Below are 19,038 nucleotides of genomic sequence, written 5' to 3'. Positions count from 1 at the left end.
GATTTCCGTGTCCGACCTGCTCTTCCGCACCTCTCGCACCTGCCGGATGCGCGCAGATTCGACGGGTATCTTGCGCCGTTCTGCGGGCATCGTCATGGGGCGGGGTGTGAGGGGTCGCCCCCTCGCCAACGTTCCTGGAGTCGCTGCCGGAGCGCCCCGCCGGGGGCTGAGCCGGTCAGCCGCAGGCGGCGGTCCGCCCCACCCGGCGACGGCGGACAGGCAGGTCAGGAGCCCTCGGCCGTGCGGTCCGCGTCGCGCTGCCTGAGGCGGGCCGCCTCCTTGCGGACCTCGGCCTGGGTCGCGCGCTCCTTCTGCAGCCACTCGGGCTGCTGCTGCTTCAGGGCCTCGATCTGCTCGGTGGTGAGGGGCTCGGTGACACCGCCGCGGGCCAGCCCGGCGATGGAGACGCCCAGCTTCTGGGCGACCACCGGACGGGGGTGCGGGCCGTCGCGTCGCAGGTCGCGCAGCCACTCCGGCGGGTCGGCCTGGAGCGCGTTCAGCTCGGCGCGCGTGACCACGCCCTCCCGGAACTCGGCGGGGGTGGCTTCGAGGTACACACCCAGCTTCTTCGCCGCGGTCGCGGGCTTCATGTCCTGGGTGCTTTGGTGCGACGTCATGGGCCCCAGGGTATCGACTGAGTGAACCGCCGCCGACCACGGCCGGTAACCTGGCCAGGTGACAGGCTCGGAAGCACCCCCCTCGTTCAGGCTCGCGTACGTCCCGGGAGCGACCCCCTCGAAGTGGGTGCGGATCTGGAACGAGCGCTTCCCGGACGTCCCACTCGCCCTCCACCAGGTGACCGCCGCCGAGGCGCCGGGCACGCTCCGTGACGGTGCCGCGGACGCCGGGATCGTACGGCTGCCGGTCGACCGTACGGTCTTCAGCGCGATCCCCCTCTACACCGAGGCCACGGTCGTCGTCGTCCCCAAGGACCACGTCATCGCGGCGGTCGACGAGGTGACCGTCGCGGACCTGGCCGACGAGGTCGTCTTCCACCCCCTCGACGACGTCCTCGACTGGGAGCGGCCACCGGGACAGCCCGCGTTCGAGCGCCCCGCCACCACCGCGGACGCCGTCGAGCTCGTCGCGGCGAACGTCGGCCTCCTCGTCGTACCGCAGTCGCTGGCCCGTCTCCACCACCGCAAGGACCTCACCTACCGGCCGCTCGTGGACGCCCCCCAGTCGAGCGTCGCCCTGTCCTGGCCGCAGGACGCGACCACCGACCTGGTGGAGGACTTCATCGGCGTGGTCCGCGGCCGCACGCTCAACAGCACGCGCGGCCGCACCACCTCCCAGGCCCCGGCCGCGACCGAGCAGCCCAAACGCAAGCGCCCGGACGCCGGAGGCGGCAGCCCCAGGCGCCAGTCGGGAACGGCCCGCACCCAGCGCGGCGGCTCCGGCGGCACCAAGGGCGCCAGGCGAGGGAAGCCTCGCCGCCGATAGGGAGGGGAGGGGTGACGGTCATCGGGTCTGGAGGGATTTGGTTCGAGTCGGGCGTTACTTCGCCCCGCGCAACCAGTCGTACGCCTCCTGCGCGGTGAACTCTCCCTGCCCGCCCCGCAGTAGCAGCCCCGCCGTCGCGAACTCCGGGGCGTCCGCCTGGCCGGTCACGTACGGGATCGCGATGCAGCGCATTCCGGCCGCGTGCGCGGCGGCGGCGCCGGGGGCCGCGTCCTCCAGGACCACGCAGTCGCCGGGTGCGACACCCAGCCGGCGAGCCGCCTCCAGGAAGACGTCGGGAGCGGGCTTGCCGCGCTCGACCTCGTCCGCCGAGACGACGGTACGCAGATGGGTGTCCAGACCTGTGCCGGCCAGGATCGCCGTGATGGCCGCCGTGGACGAACCGGACGCCACGGCCATCGGGACGCCCTCGACCGCCAGCAGTTCCACGAACTCGCGCATCTCGGGGTACACGCGCGTGCCGGTGCGGGCGAGGTCCAGATAGCGGCGGTTCTTGTCGGCGAGCAGTTCGTCCACGGAGGCCCGAAGGCCGTACTCCCGCTTCCAGAGCGCGACCGTCTCCAGCGTGCTGATACCGACGTACCGCTCGTGATCCGCCCAGGTGAAGTCGGGAATCCCGTGCTCGGCGAGGAGCCGGCGGCCGGCTTCGTAGTAGTTGGGCTCGCTGTCCACGAGTGTTCCGTCGAGATCGAAGATGACCGAAGTGCCGCCGAGTCCGCTCATGGGCCCAGGATGTCAAAGGTCATCTCCGGGCGGCCGCCCGCCCGATCGACTCCACCAGCGGCAGCAGCCGGTGCGGCACGCGCTCGCGCAGGGCCACCTCGGTACGGGTGCGGACCACGCCGGGCAGGCTGATCAGCTTCTGGATCACGTCCTCCAGGTGGGCGTTGTCGCGGGCCACCACCCGGGTCAGCAGGTCCCCGCCGCCCGTGATCGAGAAGGCCTCGACGATCTCCGGCACGGCGGCCAGCTCGTCGCCCACGTCGTCGAGATGCCCCTGGGTGACCTCGATGTGCACGAACGCCAGCACCGCGTGGCCGAGGGCTGCGGCCGAGAGCGTCGGCCCCGTCCCGGTGATCACGCCGTCCCGCTCCAGCCGGTCCAGCCGCGCCTGGAGCGTGCCCCGCGCGACGCCGAGGATGCGGGCGTACTCCCGCACGCTGGTGCGCGGCTGCTCCAGCAGCAGCCGCAGGATACGGGTGTCGAGCTCGTCCACGGCCATGCGTCCGGTCTCCGTTCGCCGACCCCGTCCGTCATGGTCCGTTGGCTCGTCGATGGACGTACGGGATCCGGTATGTCTGTGCCAATGGCTCAGCATTCTAGGAGACACTTGAGCCAGCCTGCCCCTTGATGCTGCAATGAACCCGTCGATGGCGCTGCGGATCCCGCGGCGCCTTTTTCATGCCGACGTGGAGGGGCGGAAAGCAGTGCTGAAGAGGGTGTTCCTGGCGCCGGACCCAGGGCGGGCGCGGCTGCGCTTCGCCGTGCGGGCCGTCCTCGGCATCGGGCTCGCGGTCGTCGTCTGCGGACTGGCCGGACACTCCCTCGTCGGTGCCGTCACCGGGGGGCTCGCCGCGCTGCTCGCCCTGTTCACAGTCACCGACGCCACGATCCGCGGACAGGCGGTCACCACCGCGCTGCTGCCGCTCGTCGGCATCCCCGTCCTCGCGGCGGCGGCCGGGCTGCACGACCACCCGGTCGCCCGCGACCTCACCTTCCTCGCCGTCGTCGGCGCCGGCGTGTACGCCCGCCGCTGGGGGCCGCGCGGGCACAGCCTCGGCGTGTTCGCGTTCATGACGTTCTTCGTGGCGCAGTTCCTGCACGCGACCCCGGGGCAGCTGCCCGAGCTCTACGCCGCCGTACTGCTGTCCCTGGCCACGGCGGCCGCGGTCCGCTTCGGCCTCTGGTGCTACGAGCGCCGCCTGCCCCCGGCGCCCGCGCCCGCACCGCCGGGCGGCACCGGCCTGGCCCGCGTGACCACCCGCCAGGCGATCCAGGCCACCGCGGGCGCCGGCTTCGCCCTCGTGGTGGGCCAGCTGGTCTCCGGGCAGCGCTGGTACTGGGCCGTCGGCGCCACCTGGTGGATCTTTGTGAACACCACCTCGCGCGGCGAGACCCTGGTCCGCGGCTTCCGCCGCGTCCTCGGCACGGTCATCGGCATCGGCCTGGGCCTGCTCGTCGCCGTCCCGCTGGAGGGTGCGGGCCTGCCGACGGCCCTGCTCCTCGCGGTCTGCGTCTTCGGCATCTTCTACACGGCCGCCGTGTCCTATACCTGGATGATGCTCTGCGTCACGGTCCTGGCAGAGCTCCTCTACGGCCTGCTGGGCGTCCTCGACCCCGCCCTGCTGGCGCTGCGGCTGGCCGAGACCGGCGTCGGTGCGCTCGGCGCCGTGCTGGCCGTCCTGTTCGTCCTGCCCGTCACCACCCACACGGTCACCGACGCCTGGATCCAGCGAGCCCTGCGCTGCGTCCACGCGGCCACCGGCGAGGCCGCCGCCCGCCTCGCCGGCGACGAGACCGCCGACCCGGCCTCCCGGGTGGCCGAACTGGAACAGCTCCTCGGCCGCGTACGGCTCGCCGTCGCCCCGCTCGTACACCCCCTGCACCCGGTGCCGGCCCGCAAACGCCGCGCCCGCCACGTCCTCGCCCTCCTCGACGACTGCGCCCGCGAGATCCGCGGCCTCGTCGCAGTCGCCGCCGACCCCGTCGCCTCCCACGACGCCCGCCTGGCCGCCGCCTGCTGGCGCGTCGAGGCCGCGGTCGAGGCCCTCACCGACGGCACGGCCATCACCGCTCCCACCGCCCGCCCCACGGAGTCCGACCCCGCCCTGGCCCATCTCCACGGCCTGGAACGCGCCCTGGCGGAACTGGCCCAGCCTTTGCGCGCCCCGTCGGGGTCCCCGCTTGTCGGGGCCTGAGGCTGCCGGTCAGGACCCCGGATCGCCGGCCGGGACGCCTGTCGGGCGGCTCGGGCGCCGGTCGGGGGCGCTCTCCAGCGGGACTGGCCCAGCCTTTGCGTGCGGATGTCAGGGGCGCCGCTGGTCGGGACTGCCCCTCGGGGGTGCCCGCGAGAGCCGTGGGGGAGTGGTCCGCGGGTGAGTTCGCAGCGACGGTGATGCTCGGACGGGCGGTCGGTCTACCGGGCCCAGGACCTCGGTTTGCGTCCGGCCCGCCGGTTCCCGAGCGGCACGACTCGCCGACGTGGCAACGCCTCCGCGCCGCCGATCCCGGGCCAGGGCATCACGCCCGCCCCGTCCCGAAGCGGCGCCCCGCCTGCGCAGAGCAGGGGACTCTCGCACGGGCGAGGCGTGATCCAGCGCCCCGAAGACTCCGCGACGACTAGGCCCCTTGGTCTAGACCGATCATGATCCGCTGCTACCGTCACCCCGAACGGCACCCGACCGAAAGGGGACAGCGGTGGCAGACGGTGGCAGGCGGCGAGGGCGGGCCTACATCGGGTCGTTCACGGCGGCCGGCGGCCCCGGGGTCGTGGCGGCGTCCGTGGCCGTGGGCAGCGGTGCGCTGACCGTGCTGGGAGGGGCGGGGGACGTACCCGATCCCGCCTACCTGGCCCTTTCATCCGGCGGCGACACGCTGTACGCGGTCAGCGAGACGGCCGAGGGCGCGGTGGCCGCGTACCGCGTGAGCGGGGACAAGCCGGAGCTGGTCGGACCGCCGGTGCCGGTCGGCGGCAGCGGGCCCACGCACCTCAGCCTGTTCGCCGGCCATGTCCTGGCCGCCAACTACGGCTCCGGCAGCGTCACCGCCGTACCCGTCCGCCCCGACGGCACCCTGGCCGGCGTCCCGTCGTCCGTCCTCCGGCACAGCGGCTCGGGCCCGCACACGCCACGCCAGCAGGGCCCGCACGCCCACCAGGTGCAGCCCGACCCGAGTGGCCGCTGGGCGGTCAGCGTCGATCTCGGCACCGACTCGGTGCGGGTGTGCACGCTGACCGACGGCACCCTCGACGTTCACCGGGAGATCGCCCTGCGGCCGGGCTCCGGGCCCCGCCACCTGGCCTTCCACCCCCACCGCCCCTACGCGTACGTCGTCAACGAACTCACCCCCACCGTCACCGTCTGCCACTGGGACGCCGACGACGGCACGCTGAAGCCGCTCGCGGAGGTGTCGGTCCTGGCCGGCGCCCCGGCCGGCGACGCCTATCCGTCGGGGATCGTCGCCTCGCCCGACGGCCGCCACGTCTGGACCGCGACGCGCGGCGAGGACGTGCTGTCGACCTTCGCCGTCGAGGGCGAGGAGCTGCGCCTGATCGGCACGGTGACCTGCGCCGGCCACTGGCCACGCGCGCTCACCGAGGCGGGCGGCTTCCTGTATGTCGCGAACGAACGCTCCGGCGACGTGTCCTGGTTCGCCCTGGACCCCGGCACGGGACTCCCACGCTACGAGGGCTCGATCGAGGTACCCGCCGCGTCGTGCGTCGTCATCGGCCCGGAGGCCGACGTGGCCTGAATGGGCCTCCGGGACGCCGAAAGGGCCCGCTCCCGGCTCGAGGCTGAGGAGGGGCCCTTTCGGCGTTACGGCTGTGAGGCGCGGGTCGCGGGTCAGCGGACCGGCGTCCCCTGCGGCTGCTGCGGGGCGATACCGAGCGCCGTCGTGTACTTCGACAGGGCGAGCTTGCCGATCGCCGGGTACGGGCCGAGCGCCTCGGCGGCGGAGCAGCCCGCCTCCCGGGCGGCCTCCGCGACCAGGCTCGGGTCGATCTCCGGCCCTATCAGATAGGGCGCCAGCGCCAGCTGCTGCGAGCCCGAGGAACGCAGCTGATCGGCCACCGCCGAGATCGAGCCGTCCTGGTCCAGGGCCGCCGCCATCACCGGCACGGCCAGGCGCGCGGCGAGCAGCATGCCGGTGATCCCGGCCGCCTGCACGGCCTCCTCGCCGCCCACGGAGGCGAGGATGATGCCGTCAGCGGCCGTGGCCACGGTGAACAGCCGGGCGCGGTCGGCACGGGCCAGACCGGCCTCCGACAGACGCACGTGCAGCCCCTCGGCGAGCAGCGGGTGCGGGCCGAGCACATCGGTCAGATCGGCCGCGACACGGCTGTCCATCACGGCCTGGCGGATGACACGCAGCAGCGCGTTGTCCGGGCCCGCGAGCAGCGGCACGACGACGGCGACGGGACCCTCGGGCTCCTTGGCCTCCACGCCGGCGGCGATCGCCTGCTCATAGCGGGCAGTGCGCTCGTCGGCGGCGTGCACGAGCACCGACTGGAGCGTGGGGAACTCCACGTCATCCCCGTCGACGTACCCGATCCGGGCGTCGAGACCGGGGAGCTCGGAGCGGGCGATGCTCACGACCTCCTCGGCGAGGCCACGGGTGGCAGCGCTCGGCGTGCCCGGCACCGCGAGGACGAGCGCGGGCGCGCCCTCGGGAGCCGCCAGGGGCTCGGGTCGGCGGTGCCGCCCGGGCTGACGAGGTCGCGGCATTCGTACTGGCAGGCCGGACGCGGGCCCAGTGGGGGAGCTCATGGCGACGCATGTTACTGGCTTCCTGGGCTCCCCTGTTCGGGGAGGGTGCAGGTGAGCGGTATCCGTCCGCTTTTGTCTGATTGAGTGACGTGCAGTGCGGTACCGGGCGGCGTAGGTGGATCAGTCCCCGTTTACCCTCACCACGCTGAGCATCGCCTCGTCACCCGGCAGCGTGAGCCCGCCCGCCGCCAGATCGGCCGCGATCCGCACCGACCCCCGCAACGGATCCCCGGTAGCCGACACCTGCCGCGCGTGCGGCATCCGCTTCGACAACTCCTCTCCCAAAGGTACGACAAGAGGCTCGCCCATGTTCAACAGGCCACCCGTGACCGCGACTTGCGGCTCCCCGGTCGCGGGGCACACGGCGGCCGCCGAGTCGGCCATGTGCCGTGCGGCGGCCCGCAGGATGTCCGCGGCCACCGGGTCGCCGTCGGCACAGGCGGCCACGTGCGGGGCGAACGAAGCGAGGACGGCGGGGCGGTCCGGGCGCGGATACAGCTTGCCGGGCAGTCCTTCGACCGGGCCGAACAGCTCTTCGGCCCGGGCCAGCAGCCCGGCCGAGCCGCCCGGCCGCCCGTCGTGCGCGCGCATCGCCGCCTCCAGCCCGGCCCGCCCGATCCAGGCACCGCCGCCGCAGTCGCCGAGCAGATGCCCCCAGCCGTCCGCGCGGCGCCAGCACGCCAGGTCGGTGCCGATCGCGATCAGCCCCGTACCGGCGGCGACCACGGCACCGGTACGGGAGCCGAGGGCGCCGACATAGGCGGTGACCGCATCGGCGGCGAGGGCGACGTGCCCGATGCCGAACTCCCGCCCAAGTGCGCCCGGCAGTTCGGCACGCAGGGCAGCGCCCAGACTGGCCAGTCCGGCGGCGCCGACCGCGGCCGCCACCGGCCGGGCGATCCCGGTCTCGGCCGTCAACGCCCGCACCATGGGCACCAGTTGTTCCATCATGTGGTCGGGGTCGATACCCCGGCCCCCGGTGCGCACGGGCTCACGGGATTCCCGTCGGGCCAGGCCGCCGCGGTCGACGGTGCCGACGACGACCCGCATCCCGGACCCTCCGGAGTCGACAGCGAGGAAGCCGTGGTCGTCGGGCATGGGTTCCCCTGTCTTCCCGGTGACCGGCTGCCGCGAGGTCCGCTGGACCGGCACGAAGATCTCGTCGAAGATCTCGACGAGGAGGAAGAGTAGCGCCAGGAGCACCGGCGCGGGCGGGTGCTTCGGCGCCTGTGCGGGGCCGTGGCACGTACCAGTAGAGTGACGCGCCGTGGCACCACGACCCTTGCATGAACTTGTTGAAGCCGGCTGGGCGAAGGCCCTCGAACCTGTGGCCGGACGCATCGCGGCCATGGGGGACTTCCTCCGCGCCGAGATAGCGGCGGGCCGCACCTATCTGCCGGCCGGGGCGAATGTCCTGCGGGCCTTCCAACAGCCCTTCGACGACGTCCGGGTCCTGATCGTGGGTCAGGACCCCTATCCCACACCGGGCATGGCCATCGGGCTGAGCTTCGCCGTCTCGCCCGAGGTGCGTTCGCTGCCGGGAAGCCTGGAGAACATCTTCCGGGAGATGCACACCGACCTCGGACTGCCCAGGCCGTCGAACGGCGATCTGACACCGTGGACCCAGCAGGGCGTGCTGCTGCTCAACAGGGCGCTGACGACGGCCCCGCGCAAGCCGGCGGCGCATCGCGGCAAGGGCTGGGAAGAGGTCACCGAGCAGGCCATTCGCGCGCTCGCCGGCCGCGGCAAGCCGCTGGTGTCCATCCTGTGGGGGCGTGACGCCCGCAATCTGCGGCCTTTGCTGGGAGACCTTCCGGCGATCGAGTCCGCGCACCCGTCCCCGATGTCGGCGGACCGCGGCTTCTTCGGCTCACGCCCGTTCAGCCGGGCCAACGACCTGCTGATCAGGCAGGGCGGCCAGCCCGTCGAGTGGCGCCTGCCGTAGAGCCGCGGCTCATCGCAGTACGGCTGTCAGCAGGCGAGAATTCCCAGGCGTGGGCTTGCCCTGCCCATGCCCTCGGACGGGAGTACGTCGAGGGCGACCGGTGCATCACCGGCTGACGCCGGCCGCGCGGCGTTGCGCAGTTCGGGTGAATGTCCCGCGCGATCTCGGCCATCACTCCCGGCCTGGAGTGCACCGCTCGACCACACTCCAAGCCGGTAGGCCGCCCGTTCCGGCACGAGTCGGGACGTCGCTGAGAGGACCGCGTCCCGTGATGCCGTTGATGCTGTTCCTGGGCGGAGTCGGCGGAGCCGCACTGCGTTTCGGTCTCGAGAGGGCGCTGTTCAAGGTATGGCCCCATGAGCCGTTTCGATGGGTCGCGTTCGCGGTGAACTTCAGCGGCTGCTTCGCGTTGGGTCTCCTCCTGGGTGACCTGATCGCGAGCGACAAGCCGGCATCGGTCCACGTGCTCCTGGGCGGGGCCATCACCAGCTTCAGCGTCTTCGGCCACGAGCTTCTCCGGCTGACGCAGAGCGGGCTGTACGGAATCGCCGGGCTGCGGGCCTGCACCGGCTGGCTGGTCGGCGCCGGGGCGGCCACCGCCGGTGCGCTGACGGCGATGCAGGTGGCTCAACGCGTGCTGTGAACGCCCCTCCGCGGGCTTCCGCCCCGCCGGGCTACTCCTCGTCCGAAGTGGTGGGGCGCGTCCGGCCGGGCTCCGGCTCCAGCTCGCCCTGCTGCGCGCGGGCGTGCAGCACGTCGCCGATGAACAGGTCGTAGACCAGCACCCCGATCACACCGCCCACGAGCGGTCCGACGATCGGAATCCACCAGTAGCCGCTGAACGCCCCCGACAGGCTGCCCGGAAACGCCAGGTCCTGCCATCCCGCCATCCAGGTGAACAGACGCGGACCGAAATCGCGGGCCGGGTTGATGGCGTACCCCGCGTTCGCCCCGAAGGACATGCCGATGGCCGCCACCACGAACCCGATCACCAGCGGACCCAGGTTCGCCTTCACGGCCGTGTTGCGCAGGTCGATGATCGCCACCACCAGCATGACCAGGAAGGCCGTACCGACGACCTGGTCGATCAGCGGACCCCAGATCCCGCCGTGGAAGTACGGCGCGGGGAAGGTGGCGAAGATCGAGAACGAGGCCAGGGTGTGTCCTCCCGTCTTGGGACCCTCCATGGCGTCGTCGAAGGTGTTGATGGCGTCGTGGTACACCCCGTAGACCAGCGCCGCCCCGGCCAGAGCGCCGAGCACCTGGGACGCCCAGTAGGGGAGGACCTTGGCCCAGGGGAACTTGCGGCGTACGGCGAAGGCCAGCGTCACGGCCGGGTTGATGTGCGCTCCGCTGATGCCGCCGGCCACGTAGATGCCGAAGACCACGGCCATGGCCCAGCCCCAGGTGATCAGCAGCCAGTCACCGGCGCCGAGGAAGAACGTGGTGGGCCCCTCGGTGCGGCCGGAGCCGGGCAGGGCCGCCACCGCCATCGCCACCACACCGGTGCCGAACGCGATGAGGACGAACGTCCCCAGGAACTCCGACATGCATTCGCCCGGCAGACCCGCGCGACTGCGGAACCTCGAGGGCTTCACCAGAGGTTCGATCTCCACTGCCATGTGATCCTCCCAGGGCTTGCTGCGGTCACGGCAGAACGCAGTAGTCACGTCGTAACCCGGCACGTGAACCGCGGCAACCGCAGAAAACCCCGATCCCGACCCCGGAACCGACCTCCGGGCACCGCCCCCTGAGGACCGACGCGGACGCGCCGCCGAGCGCCTGTACGCTCGGCAACGCGTCCCGGTGGGGCCCGACGCCTCAGCCGACCACCGCGGCTCTGACGCACAGCACGTCCGGCAGATGCGAGGCCAGTTGTCGCCAGCTGTCGCCGTCGTCGGCCGACGCGAACACCTCGCCGTTGCGGTTGCCGAAGTACACGCCCGCCGGGTCCGCGTCGTCCGTGCACATCGCGTCGCGCAGCACCGTGCCGTAGTGGTCCTCCTGCGGCAGTCCCGCCGACAGCGGCTCCCAGCTCTTGCCCGCGTCCGCCGTACGGAAGACGCGACAGCGGTGGTCGGCCGGTACGCGGTCCGAGTCGGCGTTGATCGGGAACACGTACGCCGTCTCACCGCGGTGGGGATGCGCCACCGCGGCGAAGCCGAACGTGGACGGCAGGCCCTCGCCGATGTCCGTCCAGTGCGCGCCCGCGTCGTCGCTGCGGTACACGCCCCAGTGGTTCTGGAGATAGAGGCGGTCAGCCGTCGTCGCGTCCTGGGCGATCTTGTGCACGCACTGACCGAACTCGGGGTTCGGATCCGGCAGGAACACCGCGGAGACACCGGAGTTGGAGGGCGCCCAAGTCGCCCCGCCGTCGGCGGTCCTGAACACCCCGGCGGTCGAGACGGCGACCGTCACGGCCCGCGGGTCGCGCTGGTCGGTGATCACGGTGTGCAGCCCCTCACCGCCACCGCCCGGCACCCACTTCGACCGGGTCGAGTGCTCCCACAGCGGGCGGACCAGCTCGAACGTCTCACCGCGGTCCTCGGAGCGGTACAGCGCGGCCGGTTCCGTGCCCGCGTACACCACGTCCGCCTCCGCGGCCGCCGGGTGCAACTGCCACACCCGCTCCAGGGAAGCCTCCGTGTCCTTGGGGAACTTCACGGCCGGCCGGGCCGGTTCGGTCCAGGTGCGGCCCAGGTCGTCGGAGTGGAACACGGACGGGCCCCAGTGCGCGCTGTCACCGCCGGCCAGCAGCCGCGGGCGCTCGCCCCGGGTGTCGATGGCGACCGAGTACACGGCCTGGGCGTTGAAGTAGGGGCTCTCGTCGAACTCCCAGGTGTCACCTCGCCTCCGCCCGATGAACAGGCCCTTGCGGGTCCCCACGGCGAGCAGTACCTCGGTCATGCCGATCACCTCCGCGACGTCTTTGTCTCAGGTACCGGCCAGTCTGCACCTCGCCACTGACAGTCACCTCTGGAATGGCCTGCGTCGCAGGTCAGAGCGGCGAGGGCTGCTTCCGGCCGCCGGCCGCGGGCCGCTTTCGCGCAGACGCCCGCGGGAATGCGTGACCCGTGCCACGACCGATCCCGGCAGCTGCCGTGAGTATCCGCCCGCCGTCTCCCGTATGGGAGGGCGGTGGGTCCGGCTTGTTCGTGCGCTCATGAGGAGGAAGCCTTCGATGGCGTTCCGTGGTCCGAAGGTGTGGCTGTGGCGGTGGCGGCGCAATCCGCTCAAGCGCCGGGCCGACTGGGTGGAGGCCTGGGTGCTGCTCGCCGCCTGGGCGGTCACCGTCCTCGCCGGAGTGCTCGCCGGTATGACGACCGCCCGCGCCGTGGAGCAGGGCATGGCCCGCGAGCGCGTCGAGTGGCGGCCCGTGGTGGCCCTGCTCACCGAGCATGCTCCGGGCACGACGGACTCGCGTGCCCGGGTGTCGAGCAGCGAGCAGGTGTGGGCGAAGGTCCGCTGGAGCGCGCGCGACGGCTCCCCGCACACCGGTCAGGCCCGGGTCCGCCCCGGCAGCGGCGTCGGCACCCCGGTCACCGTCTGGACGGACCGACAGGGCCGCATGGTGACGCAGCCCGCCACCCCCTCCGAGGCACACACCCGCGCCGCCCTGGTCGGTGGCCTCGCGGGCGTCTGCGCGGCATGCGTCCCCTTCGTCGCGGGCCGAGCCCTCCGCAGCCGCCTGGAGACCCGACGTATCGACCGGTGGGGCTACGAGTGGGCACGGTTCGGGCCGTTGTGGGGCGGGCGGACGACGGGGTGACGGTGGGACGGGAGCGGTGGCGGAGGGGCGGCGGGGGCCCGGGCGTCAGCGGGCTGCCGTGGAACCCGGCAACGCCCGGCCCAGAATCCCGTCCAGGTCGGCCGCGTCGGGCAGTGTCCCGAACGCGTGCCCCCAGTCGCCGCTCAACCGGCTGGCGCAGAAAGCGTCGGCAGTCGCCGCGGGGGCGTGCCGGACCAGGAGGGAGGCCTGGAGGGTCAGGGCCATCAGTTCGACCAGGCGGCGGGCGCCGGCCTCGGAGCCGGTTGCGAGCATGCCCTTCAGTCGGGTGACGGCAGCGTCCAGCCGGGCGTCCGCCCCCTGCGCCAGGGCGAGTTCGGCGAACAGGGCCTCCGCAGTGCCCGCTTCCCTGCTCAACGCCCGTAGCACGTCAAGGGCGTTGACGTTCCCCGAGCCCTCCCAGATGGACAGCAGCGGAGCCTCGCGGTAGTGGCGGGGCATGCCCGACTCCTCGACGTAGCCGTTGCCGCCGAGGCACTCCAGGGCCTCCGCGGTGAACGCGGGCCCCCGCTTGGTGACCCAGTACTTGCCGACGGCGGTGGCGATGCGGCGGAACGCCGTCTCGGCCCCGTCCGGGTCGGCGCCACGCACCGCACGGTCCGCCGCCCCGGCCAGCCGCAGCGTGAGCGTCGTCGCCGCCTCGGACTCCAGCGCCAGGTCGGCCAGGACGTTGCGCATCAGGGGCTGGTCGATCAGCCGGGCACCGAACGCGCTGCGGTGGCGTACATGGTGCCCCGCCTCGACGAGCGTCTTGCGCATCAGCGTCGCCGACGACATCACACAGTCCAGCCGGGTGCAGTTGACCATCTCGATGATCGTCTTCACACCCCGCCCCTCCGGCCCCACCAGCCAGGCCACGGTCCCGTCGAACTCGGGCTCGGAGGACGCGTTGGAGCGATTGCCCAGCTTGTCCTTCAGACGCTGGATGCGGAACGCGTTGCGGGTGCCGTCCGGCAGGACGCGCGGCACGAGGAAGCAGGACAGACCGCCGGGAGCCTGCGCCAGCACCAGGAAGACGTCGCACATCGGCGCCGAGGTGAACCACTTGTGCCCGCGCAGCGTGTACACGCCGGGCTCGGCGGTCGGCGTCGCCGTGGTGGTGTTCGTACGGACGTCTGAGCCGCCCTGCTTCTCGGTCATCCCCATGCCCGCGAGCAGACCCCGCTTCTCGGTCGGCACGCGCAGCTGCGGGTCGTACTCCCGGCTGGTCAGCAGCGGCTCGTACACCTTCGCGAGCTCGGGCTGGCGGCGCAGTACGGGGACGGCGGCGTACGTCATCGACGTCGGACAGCCGTGGCCGGCCTCGGTGTGCCCCCACACCAGCCCGCCCGCGGTCCGGGCGACATGCGCCCCGGGCCGCTCGTCCGCCCACGGCGCCCCGGCCAGCCCCTCGGCGACCGCGACCCGCATCAGATGATGCCAGCTCGGGTGGAACTCGACCTCGTCGAGGCGCCGGCCGTACCGGTCGTGCGTCCGCAGCTCGGGCTCGTTCCGATTGGCCAGCTCACCCCACTCCTGCGCCTCGACGCTCCCGGCCCGCAGCCCGAGCCGCCGGATGCCCTCCTCGGCCCAGCCGGCCCCCTCGCGGCGCAGCCCCTCGAACAGGGCCGTGTCCTCCGACGCGTCGTACGGGGCCAGTGGAGGCGGTTGGTTGGTGACGTCGTGGGTGGCGTACCGCCCGGCGTGCTCCTGTGCGACTGCGGGCCGCTCCTGTGCGGGTATCGAGACCATGCCGTCAGTGTTGCATCAACGCTGCGGTCGCATCAATTCTGTAATACGTCACCGTCGCCGTGCCCCGTACAGTCGTGACCATGCCGAACGACGCGTCACCGCAGGCCGACGAGGTGGAGCTGCGCCCGCTCTCCGCCCGGTCGGTCGTCCTGAGCCTGCTGCTGGGCCTGCATCCGCCCGAGCTGCCGGTGAAGGACCTGGTGCGCAGCGTGGAGCCGTTCGGGATCGCGGGATCCACCCTGCGGGCCGCGCTCAGCCGGATGGTGGCGACCGGTGACCTGCGGCGCGCGGACACGGTCTACGGCCTCAGTGAACGGCTGCTGGAGCGCCAGCGGCGGCAGGACGACGCCGTCCACCCCGGGACCCGGTCCTGGGACGGCGGCTGGGAGATGGTCGTGGTCACCGCCACGGGCCGCGAGCCCGCCGAACGCGCCGAACTCCGCTCCGAGTTGACCCGGCTCCGGCTCGCGGAACTGCGGGAGGGTGTCTGGCTGCGCCCGGCCAACCTGCTCCGCCCCCTCCCGGAGGCCCTCGACCGGGTCGCCGAGCGCTGCACGGCCCGCCCCGACCGCCCCGCACGCGAACTCGCCGCGACCCTGTGGCCGCTGGACACGTGGGCGGAGACGGGGCGCGCCCTGCTCACCCATGTCGCCCACGTCCGTCGGCCGTCCGACCGCTTCACCGCCTTCGCGGCCGTCGTACGGCACCTGCTCGCCGACCCGATGCTGCCCCCCGAGCTCCTTCCGGCCGACTGGCCGGGTGCCCGGTTGCGGGCCGCGTACGCGGACTACCGGCGGGAGTTGTCCGGCGACCCACGCGCGCGTGACGACCGGGGCGCCGTCGAAGCCCCAGGCGCGGCCCCACGCGCGCGTGCCCGCCGGACATGACGAGGCGGCCGTACGAAGCCCCGTGCGGAGGCGCTGCATACGGCCGCCCTCCCCGTGGGGGGACCACTTATGTGCGCGGCCTACCTGTGTGAGACCCACCCATGTGTGAGACCCACATGTGGGCGAGCCCTACCGGTAGGTGATGTCCGACGTGGAGTACCGACAGTTGGTGCTGTCCGGCCCCGTCCCCACCGCGTCGTTGTTGTTGTACTTCTGGCACGGGACGACCTTGCGACCGGCGTCGTTGAAAATCGTGATGCCGCGCAGTGTCGCCACGTCGTTGCGGTTGACGTTGATGCCGACCAGGCGTGCGGTCGACCCCGTGCCGGTCACCTCGATGTTGCTGAGATTGACCTTGCGGGTGTACTGCGTCGAGCAGTCTCCGCACGAGCGGTACAGCGTCTTGAACTCGCTGACCGCGAAGTTGGAGATGTTCACCGTGCCCGGTCCGTTGTGCTGGAAGACCTTGTCGGCGGCCTTCTTCGCGCCCCCGCCGATCACGTTGTACGTGGAGCCTCCCCGGAAGGTCGCCGCGTCCTCGCCGACGTCCTCCCACCACACGTTCTGAAGCGTGCAGTTGCCCTCGCAGTGGATGCCGTCGGCGCCGGGTGCGCCGATGATGACGTTCTTCAGGGTCGCGCCGGCCGCGAGCTTGAAGATCGGGTCCTGGCCCTCCTCCTGGCCGTCGCCGGCCAGGTCGCCGCTGCCGTAGTAGCGGACCATCCCGCCGTCCCGGACACCGGAGACGTTGATCGTGGAGCTCACCGGCTGGCTGCTGCTGGGTGTCGGCCAGGTGGCGGCGCTCGCCGGCGGGGCCCCGAGTGTCGTGATCATGACAGAAGAGAGCCCGAGTGCGGTCAGGGTGCCGGTCACTGCGCGCCGGCGGGTGCGGGGCTTTGCTGGTGAAGTCATGTCCCGGATGCCTTCCTCCAGTTGGGGGGTGGTCAGATCTTTCCGGCGCCCGCGCCGGACGTCACCGAGGCGACGACGGTGGACGCGGACTCCGCGGTGTAGCTGTAGGGCGGCGCGGTGAAGGAGCCGACCTGGGAGATCTCGGTCGCGGCCCCGCCGAGATCGTTGCCGCGCAGATTGGCGTGGCCGTCGACGTCACTGCTGCGGTTCGTGGTGACGGCGATCTTGGTGTCGCGGAAGACGTTGTTCTCCACGAGCATCTGGGCGCCCATGCGCGAGTGGCAGGCGGTGTCCGCGCCGGCCACGTAGTTGTTGTAGAAGTGTCCGGTGCCGAAGCGCAGGCTGGGGATGCGCGAGTAGACGTTGCTGAACTGGTTGTGGTGGTACGTCACCTTCAGGTGGCCCGTGTCCTCGCTCGCGTTGTTGTCGCTGTGGCCGACGAGCGAACCCTTGAAGTGGTCCTTGAAGGTGTTCCAGGACACCGTGACGTTGTCCGAGCCGTGATTGATGTCCAGCAGGCCGTCGTAGTAGTCCTTGTCGTGGTTCCGGTCGGCCGAGAAGGAGTTGTGGTCGATCCACACCTTCGTCGACGCCTGGACCGTGATGCCGTCGGCCGGTGCCACCGGCTTGCTGATGTTCAGGTTGCGGACGACGACGTTGGTGACGTTCTTCAGCCGCAGCCCGCCTCCGGTGAACCCGGACGACGAACCCACGCCCAGCACCGTGGTGTTGGAGCCGACGTCGACCTGTCCGCTCAGCGAGATCAGGCCGTTGACCCGGACGACCTTGGCCGAGTTGCCGGTGACCGCTGTCTTGAAGGCGTTCAGTGTGGAGACGGTGACCGCCGAGGCGCTGCCGCCGCCGGTCGTCCCGGCGCCGAATCCGATCGGTGAGGTCTCGGCGGCGCCGGCGGACTGAGGCAGGGCCAGGGCGGCCGCGGTGGCGAGGGCGGCCGCGGCGGCCGTCAGCAGTGCGGTTCTTTGCGGGCGTGCACGTGGGGGGAGCGTACGCATGCGGATGCGTCCTTTCGGAGGAGCCGATCGATCATGCATGTGAACGATGTGCTTCATGTTGAACGCGTGCGCGAGCGGGGCGGCCGTGTGGGGGGTGTAGCAGTGCGGCTCGGTCACCCTGCTGAACGGAACGTAAAGGGCAAGCGCTTTCTGGTCAACGCTTTGCGCGGAAGAATTCCGTCAGCCCTGGCGGGCGTAAGGGCTCTCTGTGCGGTCAACCGGGGAGTGGAGTGGGAGCGCTTCCATGGTGAGCGTGTCCATGCCACGATGCCCTCCGGACGCGTTCCCTGCGAGAGGGCGAGTCGATGCCGACTCCACGTATGCGTACGTCGATCAGCGGCCTGGTGCTCGATTCGGCCGTGACCGTCTGCCGCGCCATCGTGGCCCGTCGCGCTGTTCCCGCCCCTTCAGGGCGCGGAAGCCCGGCCCGCTGACCCGCACCGACAGCGCCAGAAGGGACAAGGACGTGCCCACCCCCATCGGCACCACCCCGAGAAGACCGATCCCGTTACTCGTCGCCCTCCTCGCAGCGCTCCTTCCACTGCTCGCGACCCTGCTCGCCACCGCCCCCACGGCGGCCGCCCGCACCCAGGCCGCCGACGTCGTCCCCACCGCGACACTCACCGAGGTCACCGACTTCGGCACCAACCCCAGCGATCTGCGCATGTACGTGTACGTGCCGGACAGCGTCACCGCCGCCCCGGCCGTCCTGGTGGCCGTGCACTGGTGTACCGGCTCCGGCCCGGACATGTACAACGGCACCGAGTACGACACGCTCGCCGACCAGTACGGCTTCATCGTGCTCTACCCGTCCGTCACCCGCAGCAGCAAGTGCTTCGACGTCTCCTCGCCGCAAGCGCTCAAGCGGGGCGGCGGCAGCGATCCCGTCGGCATCAAGTCCATGATCGACTGGGTGACCCGCACCTACGACGCCGACCAGAGCCGCGTCTTCGCCACCGGCATCTCCTCCGGCGCGATGATGACCAACGTCCTGCTCGGCGACTACCCCGACGTGTTCGCGGCCGGCGCCGCCTTCTCGGGCGTCCCCTTCGGCTGCTTCGCCACCACCGACGGCTCCGAGTGGAACAGCGCGTGCGCGGGCGGCACCGTGACCCACTCCCCGCAGGAGTGGGGCGACCTGGTCCGCGGCGCCTACCCGGGCTACACCGGCCCCCGTCCCCGTATGCAGCTGTGGCACGGCACCGAGGACGACGTCCTGCGCTACCCCAACTTCGGGGAGATGATCAAGCAGTGGACCGACGTCCAGGGCGTCAGCCAGACCCCGGCCGCCACGGACACACCCCAGTCCGGCTGGACCCGCACCCGCTATGGCGGCACCGGTGACCGGGCCCCCGTCGAGGCGATCAGCCTCCAGGGCGTCGGCCACAACCTGTACGGCTACGGCATGGCGGCCCGCGTCCTCACCTTCTTCGGCCTCGACAGCGGCGGCCCCGCACCTCAGCCCCAGCCCGGCGCCTGCAAGGTGAACGCCACCACCAACGCCTGGAGCACGGGCCTGACCGCCTCCCTGACCATCACCAACACCGGCACGACGGCGATCAACGGCTGGCAACTCGGCTTCACCCTGCCCGCCGGCCAGACGATCACCAACGGCTGGGGGGCCACGTACACCCCGGCGTCCGGCGCGGTGACGGCGACCAACGCCGCCTACAACGCGGCTCTCGCGCCGGGCGCCGGCGTCAGCGTCGGGTACCAGGCCAACCACACCGGGAACAGCGCGGCGCCCGGCGCCTTCACCCTGGGCGGGACGGCCTGCACGGTCGGTTGACCTTCCCGGACCTCGTAGCGCGACAGG

The 19,038-nt window shown here is 72.2% G+C and carries 18 protein-coding genes; 8 read left to right on the top strand and 10 right to left on the bottom strand.

Annotated elements, in window-relative coordinates; translation table 11 throughout:
* Positions 1 to 224: 224 nt before the first annotated feature.
* On the bottom strand, positions 225 to 617 hold the full coding sequence (locus ACZ4UU_RS36575; RefSeq protein ID WP_471907712.1) for a DUF5997 family protein: 393 nt from the start codon (positions 615 to 617) through the stop codon (positions 225 to 227).
* 58 nt (positions 618 to 675) lie between these two features.
* Between ACZ4UU_RS36575 and ACZ4UU_RS36570 the strand changes: the two genes are divergently transcribed.
* Positions 676 to 1,443 (top strand): LysR family substrate-binding domain-containing protein, encoded by a 768-nt coding sequence (locus tag ACZ4UU_RS36570; RefSeq protein WP_471907711.1) that lies wholly within the window; start codon positions 676 to 678, stop codon positions 1,441 to 1,443.
* A 54-nt stretch (positions 1,444 to 1,497) separates the two neighbouring features.
* On the opposite strand, the gene ACZ4UU_RS36565 is transcribed toward ACZ4UU_RS36570, so the two are convergent.
* Both ACZ4UU_RS36565 and ACZ4UU_RS36560 read right to left on the bottom strand, forming a co-directional pair.
* Entirely contained in the window at positions 1,498 to 2,184 is a 687-nt protein-coding gene (locus tag ACZ4UU_RS36565) for an HAD family hydrolase (RefSeq protein ID WP_471907710.1), read from the bottom strand.
* Between the two features lie 19 nt (positions 2,185 to 2,203).
* The gene (locus ACZ4UU_RS36560) at positions 2,204 to 2,683 is read right to left on the bottom strand and encodes an Lrp/AsnC family transcriptional regulator (RefSeq protein ID WP_471907709.1); all 480 of its coding nucleotides are present in this window, start codon (positions 2,681 to 2,683) and stop codon (positions 2,204 to 2,206) included.
* 205 nt (positions 2,684 to 2,888) lie between these two features.
* On the opposite strand from ACZ4UU_RS36560, the gene ACZ4UU_RS36555 reads away from it, so the two are divergent.
* Together ACZ4UU_RS36555 and ACZ4UU_RS36550 are read left to right on the top strand one after the other, a co-directional pair.
* A complete protein-coding gene (locus tag ACZ4UU_RS36555) occupies positions 2,889 to 4,379 on the top strand; it encodes an FUSC family protein (RefSeq protein ID WP_471907708.1) in 1,491 nt (496 codons plus the stop codon).
* A gap of 499 nt (positions 4,380 to 4,878) precedes the next feature.
* Positions 4,879 to 5,931 carry a lactonase family protein gene (locus ACZ4UU_RS36550; protein ID WP_471907707.1) on the top strand — a complete coding sequence of 351 codons (1,053 nt, stop codon included), beginning with the start codon at positions 4,879 to 4,881 and terminating at the stop codon, positions 5,929 to 5,931.
* Positions 5,932 to 6,023: 92 nt separating this feature from the next.
* Here the strand turns inward: ACZ4UU_RS36550 and ACZ4UU_RS36545 are convergent, their stop codons facing one another.
* Entirely contained in the window at positions 6,024 to 6,947 is a 924-nt protein-coding gene (locus ACZ4UU_RS36545; RefSeq protein ID WP_471907706.1) for a sirohydrochlorin chelatase, read from the bottom strand.
* 120 nt (positions 6,948 to 7,067) lie between these two features.
* Positions 7,068 to 8,045 carry an N-acetylglucosamine kinase gene (locus ACZ4UU_RS36540; RefSeq protein ID WP_471907748.1) on the bottom strand — a complete coding sequence of 326 codons (978 nt, stop codon included), beginning with the start codon at positions 8,043 to 8,045 and terminating at the stop codon, positions 7,068 to 7,070.
* 169 nt (positions 8,046 to 8,214) lie between these two features.
* On the opposite strand from ACZ4UU_RS36540, the gene ACZ4UU_RS36535 reads away from it, so the two are divergent.
* Both ACZ4UU_RS36535 and ACZ4UU_RS36530 read left to right on the top strand, forming a co-directional pair.
* The gene (locus ACZ4UU_RS36535) at positions 8,215 to 8,892 is read left to right on the top strand and encodes a uracil-DNA glycosylase (protein WP_234764301.1); all 678 of its coding nucleotides are present in this window, start codon (positions 8,215 to 8,217) and stop codon (positions 8,890 to 8,892) included.
* Between the two features lie 271 nt (positions 8,893 to 9,163).
* A complete protein-coding gene (locus ACZ4UU_RS36530) occupies positions 9,164 to 9,535 on the top strand; it encodes a FluC/FEX family fluoride channel (RefSeq protein ID WP_471907705.1) in 372 nt (123 codons plus the stop codon).
* A 31-nt stretch (positions 9,536 to 9,566) separates the two neighbouring features.
* On the opposite strand, the gene ACZ4UU_RS36525 is transcribed toward ACZ4UU_RS36530, so the two are convergent.
* Both ACZ4UU_RS36525 and ACZ4UU_RS36520 read right to left on the bottom strand, forming a co-directional pair.
* Positions 9,567 to 10,514: an MIP/aquaporin family protein gene (locus tag ACZ4UU_RS36525; protein ID WP_471907704.1), complete on the bottom strand. Its 948-nt coding sequence runs from the start codon at positions 10,512 to 10,514 to the stop codon at positions 9,567 to 9,569.
* A 199-nt stretch (positions 10,515 to 10,713) separates the two neighbouring features.
* Positions 10,714 to 11,799 carry a WD40/YVTN/BNR-like repeat-containing protein gene (locus ACZ4UU_RS36520; protein WP_471907703.1) on the bottom strand — a complete coding sequence of 362 codons (1,086 nt, stop codon included), beginning with the start codon at positions 11,797 to 11,799 and terminating at the stop codon, positions 10,714 to 10,716.
* 274 nt (positions 11,800 to 12,073) lie between these two features.
* Here ACZ4UU_RS36520 and ACZ4UU_RS36515 point away from each other — a divergent pair, with 274 nt between their 5' ends.
* A complete protein-coding gene (locus tag ACZ4UU_RS36515; protein WP_471907702.1) occupies positions 12,074 to 12,661 on the top strand; it encodes an Rv1733c family protein in 588 nt (195 codons plus the stop codon).
* 45 nt (positions 12,662 to 12,706) lie between these two features.
* Here ACZ4UU_RS36515 and ACZ4UU_RS36510 read toward each other — a convergent pair whose 3' ends face one another.
* The gene (locus ACZ4UU_RS36510) at positions 12,707 to 14,410 is read right to left on the bottom strand and encodes an acyl-CoA dehydrogenase family protein (protein ID WP_471907701.1); all 1,704 of its coding nucleotides are present in this window, start codon (positions 14,408 to 14,410) and stop codon (positions 12,707 to 12,709) included.
* Positions 14,411 to 14,490: 80 nt separating this feature from the next.
* On the opposite strand from ACZ4UU_RS36510, the gene ACZ4UU_RS36505 reads away from it, so the two are divergent.
* Entirely contained in the window at positions 14,491 to 15,297 is an 807-nt protein-coding gene (locus ACZ4UU_RS36505) for a PaaX family transcriptional regulator C-terminal domain-containing protein (RefSeq protein WP_471907700.1), read from the top strand.
* 129 nt (positions 15,298 to 15,426) lie between these two features.
* Here ACZ4UU_RS36505 and ACZ4UU_RS36500 read toward each other — a convergent pair whose 3' ends face one another.
* The gene (locus tag ACZ4UU_RS36500; protein ID WP_471907699.1) at positions 15,427 to 16,209 is read right to left on the bottom strand and encodes a pectate lyase; all 783 of its coding nucleotides are present in this window, start codon (positions 16,207 to 16,209) and stop codon (positions 15,427 to 15,429) included.
* A gap of 32 nt (positions 16,210 to 16,241) precedes the next feature.
* Complete coding sequence (locus ACZ4UU_RS36495; RefSeq protein WP_471907698.1) at positions 16,242 to 17,222, bottom strand: pectate lyase family protein; 981 nt, start codon at positions 17,220 to 17,222, stop codon at positions 16,242 to 16,244.
* A 466-nt stretch (positions 17,223 to 17,688) separates the two neighbouring features.
* On the opposite strand from ACZ4UU_RS36495, the gene ACZ4UU_RS36490 reads away from it, so the two are divergent.
* Positions 17,689 to 19,011 carry an extracellular catalytic domain type 1 short-chain-length polyhydroxyalkanoate depolymerase gene (locus ACZ4UU_RS36490; protein WP_471907697.1) on the top strand — a complete coding sequence of 441 codons (1,323 nt, stop codon included), beginning with the start codon at positions 17,689 to 17,691 and terminating at the stop codon, positions 19,009 to 19,011.
* Positions 19,012 to 19,038: the final 27 nt, after the last annotated feature.

It is taken from the genome of Streptomyces sp. NPDC028907 (genome assembly GCF_055564995.1).
This window is presented reverse-complemented; position numbering and strand designations above follow the sequence as displayed.